The organism is Pseudomonas lalkuanensis (genome assembly GCF_008807375.1).
Classification (GTDB): Bacteria; Pseudomonadota; Gammaproteobacteria; order Pseudomonadales; family Pseudomonadaceae; genus Metapseudomonas; species Metapseudomonas lalkuanensis.
Map to the genome: position 1 here is coordinate 3,331,999 of NZ_CP043311.1, position 16,408 is coordinate 3,348,406.

15 protein-coding genes are annotated in these 16,408 nt (G+C 61.8%); 6 read left to right on the forward strand and 9 right to left on the reverse strand.

Translation table 11 applies throughout. The annotated features are described in order from the left end of the window. Positions 1-47: 47 nt before the first annotated feature. Positions 48-1,061 (forward strand): glutathione S-transferase family protein, encoded by a 1,014-nt coding sequence (locus tag FXN65_RS15560; protein WP_151134048.1) that lies wholly within the window; start codon positions 48-50, stop codon positions 1,059-1,061. On the opposite strand, the gene cysG is transcribed toward FXN65_RS15560, so the two are convergent. The 6 genes from cysG to ftsK all read right to left on the reverse strand — a co-directional run bounded on the left by cysG (position 1,046) and on the right by ftsK (position 8,635). Next, positions 1,046-2,440 carry a siroheme synthase CysG gene (gene cysG, locus FXN65_RS15565; RefSeq protein ID WP_151134049.1) on the reverse strand — a complete coding sequence of 465 codons (1,395 nt, stop codon included), beginning with the start codon at positions 2,438-2,440 and terminating at the stop codon, positions 1,046-1,048. The two genes, FXN65_RS15560 and cysG, sit on opposite strands and share 16 nt — an antisense overlap. Before the next feature lie 121 nt (positions 2,441-2,561). Further along, on the reverse strand, positions 2,562-3,842 hold the full coding sequence (gene serS, locus FXN65_RS15570) for a serine--tRNA ligase (protein WP_151134050.1): 1,281 nt from the start codon (positions 3,840-3,842) through the stop codon (positions 2,562-2,564). Positions 3,843-3,858: 16 nt separating this feature from the next. Further along, positions 3,859-4,233 (reverse strand): fluoride efflux transporter CrcB, encoded by a 375-nt coding sequence (gene crcB / locus FXN65_RS15575; protein WP_151134051.1) that lies wholly within the window; start codon positions 4,231-4,233, stop codon positions 3,859-3,861. After that, positions 4,230-5,555 carry a replication-associated recombination protein A gene (locus FXN65_RS15580; RefSeq protein WP_151134052.1) on the reverse strand — a complete coding sequence of 442 codons (1,326 nt, stop codon included), beginning with the start codon at positions 5,553-5,555 and terminating at the stop codon, positions 4,230-4,232. The genes crcB and FXN65_RS15580 overlap by 4 nt, the downstream gene beginning before the upstream one ends. Before the next feature lie 12 nt (positions 5,556-5,567). Then, positions 5,568-6,194: an outer membrane lipoprotein chaperone LolA gene (lolA, locus tag FXN65_RS15585; protein ID WP_151134053.1), complete on the reverse strand. Its 627-nt coding sequence runs from the start codon at positions 6,192-6,194 to the stop codon at positions 5,568-5,570. A 29-nt stretch (positions 6,195-6,223) separates the two neighbouring features. Continuing rightward, positions 6,224-8,635 carry a DNA translocase FtsK gene (gene ftsK, locus FXN65_RS15590; RefSeq protein ID WP_151134054.1) on the reverse strand — a complete coding sequence of 804 codons (2,412 nt, stop codon included), beginning with the start codon at positions 8,633-8,635 and terminating at the stop codon, positions 6,224-6,226. A 266-nt stretch (positions 8,636-8,901) separates the two neighbouring features. On the opposite strand from ftsK, the gene trxB reads away from it, so the two are divergent. The 4 genes from trxB (at position 8,902) to infA (ending at position 11,653) form a co-directional block, all read left to right on the forward strand. Then, on the forward strand, positions 8,902-9,852 hold the full coding sequence (gene trxB, locus FXN65_RS15595) for a thioredoxin-disulfide reductase (protein WP_151134055.1): 951 nt from the start codon (positions 8,902-8,904) through the stop codon (positions 9,850-9,852). Positions 9,853-9,891: 39 nt separating this feature from the next. After that, the gene (aat, locus tag FXN65_RS15600) at positions 9,892-10,572 is read left to right on the forward strand and encodes a leucyl/phenylalanyl-tRNA--protein transferase (RefSeq protein ID WP_151134056.1); all 681 of its coding nucleotides are present in this window, start codon (positions 9,892-9,894) and stop codon (positions 10,570-10,572) included. A 54-nt stretch (positions 10,573-10,626) separates the two neighbouring features. Next, positions 10,627-11,334: an arginyltransferase gene (locus tag FXN65_RS15605; protein ID WP_151134057.1), complete on the forward strand. Its 708-nt coding sequence runs from the start codon at positions 10,627-10,629 to the stop codon at positions 11,332-11,334. A gap of 100 nt (positions 11,335-11,434) precedes the next feature. After that, entirely contained in the window at positions 11,435-11,653 is a 219-nt protein-coding gene (gene infA, locus FXN65_RS15610) for a translation initiation factor IF-1 (protein WP_016492441.1), read from the forward strand. Between the two features lie 53 nt (positions 11,654-11,706). On the opposite strand, the gene clpA is transcribed toward infA, so the two are convergent. Together clpA and clpS are read right to left on the reverse strand one after the other, a co-directional pair. After that, on the reverse strand, positions 11,707-13,977 hold the full coding sequence (clpA, locus tag FXN65_RS15615) for an ATP-dependent Clp protease ATP-binding subunit ClpA (protein ID WP_151134058.1): 2,271 nt from the start codon (positions 13,975-13,977) through the stop codon (positions 11,707-11,709). A gap of 28 nt (positions 13,978-14,005) precedes the next feature. Beyond that, the gene (clpS, locus tag FXN65_RS15620; RefSeq protein ID WP_120655211.1) at positions 14,006-14,368 is read right to left on the reverse strand and encodes an ATP-dependent Clp protease adapter ClpS; all 363 of its coding nucleotides are present in this window, start codon (positions 14,366-14,368) and stop codon (positions 14,006-14,008) included. Positions 14,369-14,598: 230 nt separating this feature from the next. On the opposite strand from clpS, the gene cspD reads away from it, so the two are divergent. Continuing rightward, the gene (cspD, locus tag FXN65_RS15625) at positions 14,599-14,862 is read left to right on the forward strand and encodes a cold shock domain-containing protein CspD (RefSeq protein WP_151134059.1); all 264 of its coding nucleotides are present in this window, start codon (positions 14,599-14,601) and stop codon (positions 14,860-14,862) included. Between the two features lie 67 nt (positions 14,863-14,929). On the opposite strand, the gene icd is transcribed toward cspD, so the two are convergent. Then, positions 14,930-16,186, reverse strand: coding sequence for an NADP-dependent isocitrate dehydrogenase (gene icd, locus FXN65_RS15630; protein WP_151134060.1), 1,257 nt, complete (start codon positions 16,184-16,186; stop codon positions 14,930-14,932). Between the last annotated feature and the right edge of the window lie 222 nt (positions 16,187-16,408).

Consider the following 16,408-nt stretch of genomic DNA (forward strand, 5'->3'; position numbering starts at 1 on the left):
ACGGCTATCGATAGACTCTAATCCGAACTCAATTTCGGAGACCGACCATGGGCCTGTTGATCGATGGGAAATGGCAAGACAAGTGGTACGACACCGCCAAGGATGGCCGCTTCCAGCGTGAAAGCGCGCGACGACGCAACTGGATCACCACCGATGGTTCACCGGGCCCTTCGGGCATAGGCAGCTTCCCCGCTGAAGCCGGCCGCTATCACCTCTATGTATCCCTGGCGTGCCCCTGGGCACACCGCACCCTGATCTTCCGCAAGCTGAAAGGCCTGGAATCGCTAATCGACGTATCGGTAGTGAGCTGGCTGATGCGAGAACAGGGCTGGACTTTCGACCCGCAGTTCGGCTCCACCGGCGACAAGCTGGATGGACTGGCCTACCTGCACCAGCGCTATACGCAGGACACCGCCGACTACAGCGGCCGGGTTACCGTGCCCTTACTCTGGGACAAGCAAAACGGACGCATCGTCAGCAACGAGTCGTCCGAGATCATCCGGATGTTCAACAGCGCCTTCGATCACCTCACCGGCAACCGTCTCGATTTCTACCCGGACTCGCTGCGAGCGGGGATAGATGAACTCAACGAGCGCATCTATCCGGCGATCAACAATGGCGTGTATCGCGCCGGCTTCGCCACCTCCCAGGAAGCCTATGAGGAAGCCTTCCACACCCTCTTCGACGAACTGGATCAGTTGGATGCACTGCTGGAAACACGTCGCTACCTGACAGGCGAACGGATCACCGAAGCGGACTGGCGCCTCTTCACCACCCTGATCCGCTTCGATGCGGTGTACCACGGACACTTCAAGTGCAACCTACGGCGCCTGGAGGACTACCCCAATCTTTCAGGCTGGCTGCGAGAGCTGTACCAATGGCCAGGTGTGGCGGAGACGGTGAACTTCACCCATATCAAGCACCACTATTACGCCAGCCATCGCACCATCAATCCCACGGGCGTGGTGCCGCTAGGGCCAGTGCAGGACTTCAATCGACCCCATGGCCGCGAGCACCTGAAGGCCCTGTCGGTCGCGGAGAAGGATCAGGCTCCGGCCTGATCACCTTCGAACCAGGCCAGCTTGTCGCGCAGGGTCACGACCTCACCCACGATCACCAGGGTGGGCGCGTGGACTTCGTGCTCCGCCACCAGTTGTGGCAAGTTGGCCAGGGTGCCGGTGAACACCCGCTGGCGACTGGTGGTGCCTTGCTGTATCAGCGCCGCCGGCGTTTCAGCAGCGCGACCGTGCTTGATCAGCTGCTCGCAGATTACCGGCAGACCGACCAGCCCCATGTAGAACACCAGGGTCTGTCCCGGCGCAACAAGATCACTCCAAGGCAGATCACAGCTTCCATCCTTCAGGTGGCCAGTGACGAAGCGCACCGACTGCGCATAGTCGCGATGGGTCAGCGGAATACCGGCATAGGTAGAGCAGCCCGAAGCGGCAGTGATACCGGGCACGACCTGGAAGGGAATTCCATTGGCCGCCAACTCTTCGATTTCCTCGCCGCCACGGCCGAAGATAAACGGGTCCCCGCCCTTCAGGCGCAACACCCGCTTGCCCAGCTTGGCCTGCTCGATCAGCAGACGGTTGATCTCATCCTGCGGCACGGCATGATCGGCCCGGCGCTTGCCTACGTAAATGCGCTCGGCGTCACGACGGCAAAGTTCGATGATTGGCGCTGCCACCAACCGGTCGTAAAGCACCACATCCGCCTGTTGCATCAGGCGCAGGGCACGGAAAGTCAGCAGGTCAGGATCACCCGGCCCGGCACCCACCAGATAGACCTCACCCAAAACCCTGGGGACGCCGCCGGCGACCCGTTCGGCCAGGAGGCGCTCGGCCTCGGCACCTTGTCCAGCCAACATGCGCTCGGCCACCGGACCCTGGAACACCTCCTCCCAGAACACCCGGCGCTGCTGCACATCCGGGAACAGGGTCTTTACCTGGTCACGGAATTTCTTCGCCAGGCCAGCCAACTGGCCATAGGCAGCGGGAATCCAGGTTTCGATCTTGGCGCGAATCAACCGAGCCAGCACCGGAGCATCGCCGGCACTGGAAACGGCGACGATCAAGGGCGAACGATCAACGATGGCCGGGAAGATCACGCTGCACAGCTTCGGCGCGTCCACGACATTGACCGGAATGCCACGCGCCTGGGACTGAGCCGAAATCTCGGCGTTCAGCTGCTGATCGTCACTGGCAGCAATGACCAGCACGCAGGCATCCAGATCCGCCTCCCGGTAACCCCGCAAAAGGGACTCGCCACCTCCCTGCTCCACCATTTCCTGCAGCTGTGCGTCGATCTGTGGCGCAACCACTCGCAGCCGCGCACCGGCATCCGCCAGCAAGCGTGCCTTGCGCAGGGCCACTTCGCCCCCACCTACAACGAGCACCTGGCGCCCTTGAAGATTGTGGAACAGTGGGAGGAAATCCATAGAAGCGCCTTCTAGCAATAACGGGTGGTGGAGCTCGAAAGGTCACCGCCCGCGTGCAGCCTGGCTACGACGCGGGCGGTAGGACGTTGCACAACCCCCGCACGGGCAGGGGAAACGTCAATCAGCCGATGACTTCTATGCCGCCCATGTAGGGCTTGAGCACTTCAGGCACACGGATGCTGCCGTCGGCCTGCTGGTAGTTCTCCAGTACCGCAACCAGGGTACGGCCAACCGCCAGGCCGGAGCCGTTCAGGGTGTGTACCAGCTCCGGTTTGCCGGTTTCCGGGTTGCGATAGCGCGCCTGCATGCGACGGGCCTGGAAGTCACCGCAGTTCGAGCAGGAAGAAATCTCGCGGTACTTGTCCTGGCTGGGCACCCAGACTTCCAGGTCGTAGGTCTTGGTGGCGCTGAAGCCCATGTCGCCGGTGCAGAGCGCGAGTACACGGTACGGCAGCTCGAGCAGCTGCAGTACGCGCTCGGCGTTGGCGGTCATGCCTTCCAGGGCCTCGAAGGACTTGGACGGCTCGACGATCTGGACCATCTCGACCTTGTCGAACTGGTGCTGGCGAATCATGCCGCGGGTATCACGGCCAGACGCGCCCGCCTCGCTGCGGAAGCACGGCGTATGGGCGACGAACTTGATCGGCAGCTGCTTGGCGTCAACGATCTCGCCCGCAACGATGTTGGTCAGGGAAACCTCGGCGGTCGGAATCAGGTAGAAGTCGGCCTCGTTCTCGCGAGAGATCTTGAACAGGTCTTCCTCGAACTTCGGCAGCTGGCCGGTGCCCTGCAGGGCCGGGGCCTGGACCAGATAAGGCGTATAGGCCTCTTCGTAGCCGTGGTCGGTGACATGCAGATTGATCATGAACTGCGCCAGGGCGCGGTGCAGGCGGGCGATGGGACCACGCAGCAGAGCGAAACGCGCGCCGGAGAGCTTGGCGGCGGTTTCGAAATCCAGCCAGCCGTGCTGCTCGCCCAGGGCGACGTGGTCCTTGATCTCGAAATCGAAGCTACGCGGAGCACCCCAGCGGCGCACTTCGACGTTGGCTTCCTCATCTGCGCCGACCGGCACGGACTCATGGGGCAGGTTCGGAATATTCAGCAGCAGGTTGTCCAGCTCGGCCTGGATGCTTTCCAGCTCGCGCTTGCCCTCTTCCAGCTCGGTCCCCATGCGGTCGACATCAGCCAGCAGCGGCGCGATGTCTTCACCGCGCTGCTTGGCCTGGCCGATGGACTTGGAACGGGCGTTGCGCTCGGCCTGCAGCTGTTCGGTGCGGGTCTGCACCGACTTGCGCTGGTTCTCCAGCGCCTCCAGGCGCGCTACGTCCAGTTCAAAGCCACGGGTAGCAAGGCGTTCCGCGACTTCCCGGGGCTGGGTGCGGACCAGTTTGGCATCGAGCATGTCAGGTTCTCGTCTCTCAGATTTTCGTCAGTATCAGGCCTGCCCAAGTGGCGAGCAGACCGCCCAACACGCTCAGCGCCGCATAGCCCATGGCCAGAGGCAGCTGGCCGCTTTCCAGCAGGCGCAGCGTGTCGAGGGAAAAGGATGAAAAAGTCGTCAGGCCACCCAGGAATCCCACCATGAGGCCCGAGCGGATTTCCACCGGCACCTCGGGACGCAGCAGGAACAGGCCATATAAATAGCCAATCAGCAGGCAACCGACGATGTTGACCGCAAGGGTACCGGCGTAGAAGTAGCGTGGCCAGTAGGTAGCGACCAGATTGCCAGTAGCGAATCGAAGCAGCGTACCCGCCACGCCGCCGGCAGAGACTGCCAGAACGAGTCCGATCACGACTTTCTCCGTTGCCAGGGACTGCTACGGTCCAGGCCCTTCAGGTGCTGCAGCTTGTCGCGAATCTTCAATTCCAGGCCGCGTGGTACCGGCTGGTAGTACTGCCGCGGCTCGAGCTGGTCGGGGAAGTAGTCTTCCCCCGCCGCATAGGCATCCGGCTCGTCATGGGCGTAACGATACTCCTCGCCATAGCCCAGCTGCTTCATCAGCTTGGTCGGGGCGTTGCGCAAGTGCAGCGGCACTTCCAGCGAACCGTTCTCGGCGGCGTCGCGCATGGCAGCCTTGAAGGCCATGTAGACGGCATTGCTCTTCGGCGCACAGGCCAGATAGGTGATGGCCTGGGCGACGGCCAGTTCACCTTCGGGGCTGCCGAGGCGCTCCTGGACGTCCCAGGCGGACAGGCAAAGGCTCAGGGCGCGCGGGTCGGCATTGCCGATGTCTTCGCTGGCCATACGCACGACACGGCGCGCGATGTACAGCGGATCGCAACCGCCGTCGAGCATACGCGCGTACCAGTAGAGCGCGGCATCCGGGTCGGAGCCACGCACCGACTTGTGCAGGGCGGAAATCTGGTCGTAGAACGCTTCGCCGCCCTTGTCAAAGCGGCGACGACTATCTCCCAGCAGGTTCTGCAGCAGCTCGGCACCGATCTCACCGCCGTCTTCGGCGAGGTCCGCCGCGTTTTCCAGCAGGTTGAGCAGACGCCTGCCATCGCCATCAGCAGCCGCCATGAGGATGGAGAAGCTTTCGTCCGGCAGGCTCAGCTGGCGCTTGCCCAGCCCCCTGTCCTCGTTCAGGGCGCGAGCCACCAGCTTGCGCAGGGCGGCCTCGTCCAGGCTCTTCAGCACATAGACGCGAGCACGGGACAGCAGCGCGTTGTTGAGCTCGAAGGAAGGGTTCTCGGTGGTGGCACCGATAAAGATCAGGGTGCCGTCTTCCACGTAGGGCAGGAAGGCGTCCTGCTGGGACTTGTTGAAACGGTGCACCTCGTCCACGAACAGGATGGTACGGCGACCGTACTGCGCGGCCTGCTGCTTGGCCATTTCCACCGACTGGCGAATCTCTTTCACGCCCGAAAGGACCGCAGAGATAGTCTCGAAATGAGCATCGGTGACCTGTGCCAGCAACTTGGCCAGGGTGGTCTTGCCCACGCCTGGCGGCCCCCAGAAGATCATCGAGTGCAGCGCGCCCTGCTCCAGGGCCTCACGCAGTGGCTTGCCCGGCGCCAGCAGGTGCTCCTGGCCGACATACTCGTCCAGGCTGGCGGCACGCAAGCGCGCCGCCAGCGGCTGGGCGATGGGTGCGGAGCGGAAAAGGTCCATGGGCGTTACAGCTTATTCCTGGATGACGTCGGCGCCTTCCGGAATCTGGAAGTTGAACTGCGCGGCGTCGATCGCCTGGTTCATCTTGATCCCGAGGAAGAGGATGTTGGTGCGCTGTCCGACGCTGTCGATCAGCTGCATGTCGTTGATCACGCCATTGCGGAACGACAGTCGCAAGGTGTCAAACAGGGTGTCCTTGGCCTTGGGCTTGAGAATGAAGTCCACCACATCGCCGCCCTCCTTGTGAGTGATCTCGAAATTCTCGCTGATCTTCGAGACGTCACCGGACAGCAACAGCGCCGGGGTGTGGGTCAGACGCTGGTCCAGGGTCTGGATGGTCACCTGCTGCAGGTCCGGGTCGTACAGCCAGACCTTTTCGCCATTGGACACCAGCAGTTGCTCCATCGGCGCATCGGTATGCCAGCGGAACAGCCCCGGACGCTTGAGCGACAACTCGCCGGAAGTTTCCTGCAGTTGAGTACCGGAGCCGTCCAGCGTCAACTGGGAAAAGCGACCCGTGATGGTCTGGGCCTTGTTCAGCATTTCAGTCAGGCGGTTGATGGCCACATTGTCATCAGCCTGGGCGTTCAGGGCAGCCAGACCAAGTGCGGCCACCATGAGCATGCGGATCAGTCGCATGGAAATCCTCGTCAAAAATCCGTTTCGGATCAGTCTCGCACCGGTGACGGCGCGATGACCTCGCGCGACCCGTTGCCGTTCATGGGGCTCACCACCCCGGCCATTTCCATCGCCTCGATCATGCGCGCGGCGCGGTTGTAGCCAATCTTCAGCTTGCGCTGCACCGCGGAAATCGAAGCACGGCGGCTTTCGGTAACGAAGCGCACGGCCTCGTCGTAAAGCGGATCGTCTTCGCTGCCTTCGCTACCCCCTTCACCGCCGTCGAAGCCGCCGGAAGAACCACCACCACCCTCTTCCACGCCGGCAAGGATGTCTTCGATGTAGTCAGGTGCGCCACGCAGCTTCCAGGCCTCCACCACACGGTGCACTTCATCGTCGGATACGAAGGCGCCATGCACGCGGATCGGCAGGCCAGTGCCCGGCGGCAGGTAGAGCATGTCACCGTGACCGAGCAACTGTTCCGCACCGCCCTGGTCGAGGATAGTGCGCGAGTCGATCTTGCTGGATACCTGGAACGCCATGCGGGTCGGAATGTTGGCCTTGATCAGGCCGGTGATCACGTCCACCGAGGGGCGCTGGGTCGCGAGGATCAGGTGGATACCGGCGGCACGTGCCTTCTGGGCGATACGAGCGATCAGCTCTTCGACCTTCTTGCCAACGATCATCATCATGTCGGCGAACTCGTCGACCACGACCACGATGGTTGGCAGTGTCTTCAGCAGCGGCGCCTCGTCTTCCATGCTCTCACGGCGATAGAGCGGGTCGGTCAGCGGGGTTCCGGCTTCCTCGGCATCCTTCACCTTGCGGTTGAAGCCCGCGAGGTTACGCACGCCCATGGCGGCCATCAGCTTGTAGCGCCGCTCCATCTCGGCGACGCTCCAACGCAGGGCGTTGGCGGCTTCCTTCATGTCGGTGACCACCGGACACAGCAGGTGCGGGATGCCTTCGTAAATGGAGAGTTCGAGCATCTTCGGGTCGATCATGATCATCCGCGCCTGCTCCGGCGTGGATTTGAACAGGATCGACAGGATCATGGCGTTCACGCCCACCGACTTACCGGAACCGGTGGTACCGGCTACCAGCAGGTGAGGCATCTTCGCCAGGTCGGTGATGATCGGCTTACCGCCGATATCATGGCCAAGGGCCAGGGTGACCGGCGACTTGGCCTCGTCGTATTCGGACGACTCGAGCACTTCGGAGAAGCGCACGATCTGACGGTCCTCGTTGGGAATCTCGATGCCGACGGTGGTCTTGCCGGGAATCACCTCCACGACGCGAACGCTGATCACCGCCAGGGAGCGTGCCAGGTCCTTTGCCAGGTTGGAGATGCGGCTCACCTTCACGCCAGCGGCCGGCTGAATCTCGAAACGGGTGATCACCGGGCCCGGGTGAACCGATTCCACAATCACTTCGACGCCGAATTCCTTCAGCTTGATTTCCAGGAGGCGCGACATCGCTTCCAGGGATTCCGGCGAGAAGCTCTTCTGCTTCTTCTCGGCCGCGTCGAGGATGGAAATGGGCGGCAGCGTGCCTTCGATAGCCGTATCGACGAAGAGCGGCGCCTGCTTTTCCTTTTGAACACGCTTGCTCGGCTCGGCCGGCTTGGGCGACGGCGGCGGAGCAATGACCGGCGCGGGGCGCTTCTCACGTTCGGTCATGTGCTTGGTCAGGGCTTCTTCGCGCTCGATGAGGCGTTCCTTGACCTTGGCCTGCTCGCGACGATCAGGTACCACCGGCGCGGCCACCTCATTCACGCGCACATCCACTTCACGCAACTTGGCGACCAGCTGCTTGCGCTCCAGGCGCGCGCTCCACCAGCGATTGACGGCGTTCTGGATGAGTTCGAAGAGATCGAGGGTGATCTTCCCCGTCAGGTCCATGACCTTGAACCAGGACAGATCGGTGAACACGGTCAGGCCGAACAGGAACAGGGCAAAGAACAGCAGCGTACTGCCCTGCACATTGAGGGCATTGACCGACAGATGACTGAGGCTTTCGCCGAGGGCGCCGCCAGCGGAAGCCGGCAGGCCGGCGTGGTCCTGGAAGTGGATATCGGCCAACGCGGCGCCGGACAGTACCAGGAAGACCAGGCCGATCAGGCGCCAGGAGAACAGCCAGCCGCTCCAGTCGATGGGCTCATGGCGGTGCCGGAAGACCTGCAGCGTCTTGATCGCCAACAACAGCGGGAAGACATAGGCGAAGTAGCCCAGCGCCATGAACAGGATGTCGGCGAACCAGGCACCGAGTCGGCCTGCCGCATTCTGCACCTGCTCGACGTTGCTGGTGTGGGTCCAGCCCGGATCCGAGGAATCGTAGGTGAGCAGCGCCATCCACAGGTAGAGGCAGACTGCGCCCAGCGCGATCAACGCACCTTCCTTGAGGCGATAATGCAATTGCTGGCGCCAGACAGGGATCTGGGCTCTGGTCGTGGAATTCTTCAAAACGCGTCTTTTCCTGCGCCCATGGCGCGCTCAAGAGTCGGTCGAGGGTGAAAGTCCGCCAGGCAGTGTGCCATCACGGGCTCCAACCCATTCGGAACGTGGCCCATTGTACGGATTTGCCCGCGCGACGCCATGTGGGAACGGATTGTCGCTCCGGCGTTTTGGCGACGTCTCGCGCTTCGGTGTAGCATAGCCGCCAACGATTTGCGCAATGCTCAATTGGAGCATGCATTTTCTTTCGTGACAAAGACTTATGGAGCCTTTTTATGAGCGAAGTCAAGCATTCCCGATTGATCGTCCTGGGCTCCGGCCCGGCGGGGTACACCGCGGCCGTATATGCGGCTCGCGCCAACCTGAAGCCTGTGGTCATCACCGGCATCCAGCCTGGCGGCCAACTGACCACCACCACCGAAGTGGACAACTGGCCCGGTGATGTCGAAGGCCTGACCGGCCCGGCCCTGATGGAGCGCATGCAGAAGCACGCCGAGCGCTTCGACACCGAGATTGTCTACGACCACATCCACACCGCCGAGTTGCAGAAGCGCCCGTTCATCCTCAAGGGTGACAGCGGCACCTACAGCTGCGATGCACTGATCCTCGCCACTGGTGCCTCTGCCCAGTACCTCGGCCTGCCGTCCGAAGAAGCCTTCGCCGGCAAGGGCGTCTCCGCCTGCGCCACTTGCGACGGTTTCTTCTATCGCAACCAGGTGGTCTGCGTGGTCGGCGGTGGCAACACTGCAGTAGAGGAAGCGCTCTACCTGGCCAACATCGCCAAGGAAGTGCACCTGATCCACCGCCGCGACAAGCTGCGTTCCGAGAAGATCCTCCAGGACAAGCTGTTCGAGAAAGCCGCCAACGGTAACGTCCGCCTGCACTGGAACCACACCCTGGATGAAGTCCTGGGCGACAACACCGGCGTTACCGGCGTGCGCCTGAAGAGCACCGCCGACGGCAGCACCAAGGAGCTGTCCCTGGCCGGCGTCTTCATTGCTATTGGCCACAAGCCGAACACCGACCTGTTCAAGGGCCAACTGGAAATGCGTGACGGCTACCTGATCGTCCAGGGCGGCCTGGAAGGCAACGCCACTGCCACCAGCATCCCGGGCGTGTTCGCTGCCGGCGACGTGGCAGACCACGTATACCGCCAGGCGATCACCTCCGCCGGCTCGGGCTGCATGGCCGCGCTGGACGCAGAGAAGTTCCTCGACGACAACTGACAGGTACGGCGGACCTTCGGGTCCGCCCTCCCCTCTCCCATGCTCACCTGGCTGCAACGCGACTCTCTCGACTTCCCGCCACTCGGGCGCGCCATGCGCGAACCCAACGGCCTGCTCGCGGCCGGCGGCGACCTGTCACCGGAGCGACTGATCCAGGCTTATCGCCACGGCTGCTTCCCCTGGTACCAGGAGGGCCAGCCCATCCTCTGGTGGTCTCCGGATCCACGTACCGTGTTGCCACCCCAGGAAATCCACATTTCCCGCAGCCTTTCCAAGCTGATGCGCCAGCAGCGCTTCCGGGTGACCTTCGACCAGGCATTCCCTGCGGTCATCGCGGGTTGCGCCGAGCCACGCAGCTACGCCGACGGCACCTGGATCACCTCAGCCATGCAGTCCGCCTATGTCGAACTGCACCTCCGCGGTGTCGCGCACTCCGTGGAAGTCTGGCAAGACGACCAGCTTGTTGGCGGCCTGTATGGCCTCGCCATGGGCAAGCTGTTCTTCGGCGAGTCCATGTTCAGCAGGGTCGACAACGCTTCCAAGGTCGGCTTCGCCACCCTAGTACAACACCTGCACACCTGGGGATTCGTGCTCATCGACTGCCAGATGCCCACCCAGCACCTGCAGAGTTTTGGCGCCCGTACCATCAGCCGCGACAAGTTCTCCCTCTACCTGCAGCTCTACCTCGACCAGCCGAACGTCGCTGACTGGACCGCCTAGGCGAGCCCCGCAGCCTGACATACACTTGCTGAAGGGTTTTCCCAGGGGTTGATCATGACCGAGCTGGCTCGTCTCAAGTTTTACGCCACTCAACCGCATCCTTGCAGCTATTTGCCCGAGGAGCAGGCCACCACTCTGTTCCTCGACCCCAGCCAGCCCATGGACGTGGACGTCTATGCCGAACTCTCGGAAATGGGTTTCCGCCGCAGCGGCGACCACCTCTACCGCCCCCACTGCCAGCGTTGCAATGCCTGCGTACCGGCGCGCATTCCAGCCGACCAGTTCATTCCCAATCGCCAGCAGAAGCGCATCCTCAAGCGCAACGCGGACCTGACCGTTATCGCCGTACGCCCGGCATTCACCGAGGAGTACTACGCGCTTTACGTCCGCTATATCGAGCAACGCCACGCCGACGGCGACATGTATCCGCCCAGTCGCGACCAGTTTTCCACCTTCCTGGTGCGCGACCTGCCCTTTTCCCGCTTCTATGAGTTCCGCCTCAACGGCGCATTGAAGGCGGTGGCCGTCACTGACGTCCTGCCTAATGGGCTTTCAGCGGTCTACACCTTCTACGACCCCGACGAAGAACGCCGAAGCCTTGGGCGCTACGCCATCCTCTGGCAGATCGGTGAAACCGCTCGCCTCGGCCTGCAGGCCGTCTATCTCGGCTATTGGATCAAGAACTGCAGGAAGATGAACTACAAGACCCAATACCGGCCTATCGAGCTGTTCGTCAATCAGCGCTGGGTAACGCTTAGCTGAAGCCCTTGGCGAGCAGTGCTGTTTTCGGGCACAATGCACGCCGTTTTTGCCCGCCGCACCTGCGGCAGGGCCCATCATTGAATACCGAGGGCTTTACTGCATGTCGAAAGAAGACAGCTTCGAAATGGAAGGCACTGTCATCGACACCCTGCCCAACACCATGTTCCGTGTGGAGTTGGAAAATGGGCACGTCGTCACCGCGCACATTTCCGGCAAGATGCGCAAGAATTACATCCGCATCCTCACCGGCGATAAAGTTCGCGTCGAGCTGACGCCGTACGATCTGAGCAAGGGCCGCATCACCTACCGCGCCCGCTGATCGAATGATCATAAAAAAGCCCGGCATCTGCCGGGCTTTTTTGTGGATGGCCGTCAGGCCATCTCTGCAGTGGTTTCGAACTCGAAGCTGAGCTCCTCGTCCTTGACGTCGACGTGCACCACTCCGCCGTGCTCGGCCAGTTCGCCAAACAGGATTTCCTCCGCCAGCGGTCGCTTGATCTTGTCCTGGATCAGGCGCGCCATGGGCCGAGCCCCCATCTGCGCATCGTAGCCACGCTCAGCCAGCCAACCACGCGCTTCATCGCTGACAACCAACTGCACACGCTTGTCTTCCAGCTGCGCCTGCAGCTCCGTGAGGAACTTGTCCACGACGTTCTTGATGACTTCGTGGCTCAGGCGACCGAACTGGATGATGGTATCCAGACGGTTGCGGAATTCCGGCGTGAAGCTCTTGCGAATGACTTCCATGGCATCCGAGGAGTGATCCTGCAGGGTGAAGCCGATGGAAGCCCGCGCAGCGGTTTCGGCGCCGGCGTTAGTGGTCATGATCAGGATCACGTTGCGGAAGTCCGCCTTGCGACCATTGTTGTCGGTCAGGGTGCCGTGGTCCATCACCTGCAGCAGCAGGTTGAAGACTTCCGGGTGAGCCTTTTCGATCTCATCCAGCAACAGCACGCAATGCGGCATCTTGGTGATGGCCTCAGTCAGCAGGCCGCCCTGGTCGAATCCCACATACCCCGGAGGCGCACCGATCAGACGCGACACGGTGTGGCGCTCCATATACTCGGACATGTCGAAGCGAAGCAGCTCGATGCCCATCGCCTTCGCCAACTGACGCGCCACCTCGGTCTTGCCCACGCCGGTGGGGCCGGCGAACAGGAAGGAACCTACCGGCTTGTCCGGAGATTTGAGGCCCGCACGGGAAAGCTTGATGGCAGTCGACAGGGAATCGATGGCAGCGTCCTGGCCGAACACCGTCAGCTTCAGGTCGCGCTCCAGGTTACGCAGCAACTCCTTGTCCGAGCTGGTGACGTGCTTCGGAGGAATCCGCGCGATCTTGGCCACAATGTCTTCGACCTGCGCCACCTCGATACGCTTCGCGCGCTTCTCTTCCGGCTGCAGACGCTGGTAGGCGCCAGCTTCGTCGATCACATCGATCGCCTTGTCGGGCATGTGCCGGTCGTTGATGTAGCGTGCCGCCAGCTCAGCCGCGGCACGCAGCGCCTCATCGCTGTACTCGATGTGGTGATGCTGCTCGAAGCGCGCCTTGAGCCCCTTGAGGATGCCCACGGTGTCCTCGACCGATGGTTCGGTCACGTCGACCTTCTGGAAGCGCCGCGCCAGGGCCCGATCCTTCTCGAAGATGCCGCGGAATTCCTGGAAGGTGGTGGAGCCGATGCAACGGATCTCGCCGGAAGAAAGCAGCGGCTTGAGGAGGTTCGACGCATCCATCACCCCGCCCGACGCTGCGCCCGCACCAATGATGGTGTGGATCTCGTCGATGAAGAGGATTGCGTGCGGGCGCTTGCGCAGCTCATTGAGCAGCGCCTTGAAGCGCTTCTCGAAGTCGCCACGATATTTGGTACCCGCCAGCAACGCGCCAAGGTCCAGGGAATAAACCACGCTGTCGGCCAGCAGGTCGGGCACCTGATTGTCGACGATGCGCTTGGCCAGGCCTTCGGCGATGGCAGTCTTGCCAACACCGGCCTCACCTACCAGCAGCGGGTTGTTCTTGCGGCGACGCGCCAGAATCTGGGCAACGCGCTCCACTTCGTTCTCGCGACCGACCAGCGGATCGATCCGCCCCATGCGCGCCAGCTCGTTGAGGTTGCTGGCATAGGCATCCAGCGGATGGCCGGAAGCGGAGGCTTCGCCGCCCTCCTCGTCCTGCATCTCCTGGTCGTGTTCGTGCTGCTCGCCATGGCCCGGAACCTTGGAGATGCCATGGGCGATGTAGTTGACGACATCGATGCGAGCCACGCTCTGCTGCTTCAGCAGGAATACGGCCTGGCTCTCCTGCTCACTGAAGATGGCGACCAATACGTTGGCGCCAGTGACTTCACGCTTGCCGGAACTCTGCACGTGGAATACCGCACGCTGCAGAACGCGCTGGAATCCGAGCGTGGGCTGGGTTTCACGGTCTTCGTCGTGCTGCGGAATCAGCGGGGTGGTGGAGTCTATGAACTCCTGCAGGTCGTGCCGCAGTTTGTCCATGTTCGCGCCGCATGCACGCAATACGGTGGCAGCGGCTTCGTTATCCAGCAGCGCGAGCAGCAAGTGCTCGACCGTCATGAATTCGTGGCGCTTGGCGCGGGCCTCCTTGAAGGCAAGATTGAGGGTGACTTCGAGCTCGCGGTTCAACATGGCTTCACCTCATACCCAAGCGGCGGCGTTAACCGTCCTTCTCGATCTCACAGAGCAGCGGATGCTGGCTCTCTCTCGCATATTGATTGACCTGCATGGCCTTGGTTTCAGCGATGTCGCGAGTGAACACGCCACAAACCGCCCGACCCTCCGTATGCACGGTCAGCATGATCTTGGTGGCGAGTTCCCGGTTCATACCGAAGAACGTCTCGAGCACCTCGACCACAAAATCCATAGGGGTGTAGTCATCGTTAAACATCACCACCTTATACATAGGTGGCGCCTGCAGGGCCGGTTTCGCTTCCTGCACCGCCAGGCCCGTGGAGTCGTCCTCATGATGCTGCGGACTGTCCTGATTGAATGTTAGTCGAATCTGGCTGCTTGCATGCATGCTGGAAATAAAGGTCATGGATGAATGAAAAACGGCTACTGGAAAGACTTTGATCCGTTTCTCAGGCGTTGCCGGGAACGCCTTGACTAACGGCAAAACGGTGTTACAACCAGTGGATACCCGTCTTCGGGTATCAGGGGTTCCATGCGCACGGCCATGGCGGCCTTCGGGGCATGGAGTCGAAGTGGATGATACTCCAGTGATGGAGTCCTTTGCAGAGGGATATCAGCATGCTTAGCGGTAAGGTCAAGTGGTTCAACAACGCCAAAGGCTATGGATTCATCCTCGCCGAAGGCCGAGATGAGGACCTGTTCGCCCACTATTCGGCCATCCAGATGGACGGCTACAAGACGCTAAAGGCTGGACAGCCGGTAAGCTTCGATATCATCCAGGGCCCGAAAGGGCTGCACGCCGTGAATATTCGCCCGGTCACGGCCACCACCGAAGCACCTGCCTCAATCAGCCAACCCCAGGGCAGCACGGCAGAAGTTTGAGCCCCGCAATATTTGGGCATAAAAAAGGCCGGTCAGATGACCGGCCTTTTCGTATCCGCTTTCAGGTTCACATGTGCGCGATGAGGGCGTCGCCGAACTCGGAACACGACAGCAGCTTGGCGCCATCCATCAGACGCTCGAAGTCGTAGGTCACGGTCTTCGCGGCGATGGCACCGTTGGTGCCCTTGATGATCAGGTCAGCAGCTTCGGTCCAGCCCATGTGACGCAGCATCATCTCGGCGGAGAGGATGACCGAACCCGGGTTCACCTTGTCCTGGCCGGCATACTTCGGCGCCGTGCCGTGGGTGGCCTCGAACATGGCGACGGTGTCGGAGAGGTTGGCGCCGGGCGCGATGCCGATACCACCCACCTCGGCCGCCAGGGCGTCGGACAGGTAGTCACCGTTCAGGTTGAGGGTGGCGATCACATCGTACTCGGCCGGACGCAGCAGGATCTGCTGCAGCATGGCGTCGGCGATCACGTCCTTGACCACGATGTTCTTGCCAGTGCGCGGATTCTTGAACTGCATCCACGGCCCGCCATCCAGCAGCTCGGCGCCGAATTCGTCGCGAGCGACCTCGTAGCCCCACTCCTTGAAGGCACCCTCGGTGAACTTCATGATGTTGCCCTTGTGGACGATGGTCACGGAGCTGCGATCGTTATCCACGGCATACTGCAGGGCCTTGCGCACCAGACGCTTGGTGCCATCCTGGGAAACCGGCTTGATGCCGATGCCGCAGTTTTCGGTGAAGCGGATCTTCTTCACGCCCATTTCCTCGGTGAGGAACTTGATGACCTTCTCCGCCTCAGGGCTGCCGGCCTTCCACTCGACGCCAGCGTAAATGTCTTCAGAGTTCTCGCGGAAGATCACCATGTCGACGTCGCCGGGCTTTTTCACCGGACTGGGCACGCCTTCGAACCAGCGTACCGGACGCTGGCAGACATAGAGGTCGAGCTCCTGGCGCAGGGCCACGTTGAGCGAGCGAATGCCACCACCGACCGGCGTGGTCAGCGGGCCCTTGATGGAAACGACGTAGTCGCGAACAGCTTCGAGGGTTTCTTTCGGCAGCCAGGTGTCCTGATCGTAGACCTGAGTGGCCTTCTCGCCGGCATAGACTTCCATCCAGGAAATCTTGCGGGCATTGCCGTACGCCTTGGCGACGGCGGCATCCACTACCTTGATCATGACAGGGCTGATGTCGACGCCGATGCCGTCACCCTCGATGAACGGGATGATCGGGTTGTTCGGTACGTTCAGGGACATATCTGCGTTGACGGTGATTTTGTCACCGACTGCCGGCACCTGGATCTTTTGGTATCCCATGCTGAGCTCCGTGTTGTGGTTGAGAACGCTCTTGCAGCTCGTGAGCCTACTCCAGTTGTCCGGTCATCGACCATATCTTCCTTAGTCGAAATCGCACGCCTGAGTCAGCCCACCCAAAGGAGTGGTATACTGCGCGCCGTGACTTGATAGTCATCGGGGGCGAGCAGTCTGGGACCAGACTCACTGTCCTCGTCGCAGCCGTGCCACCACCATGGATCGACT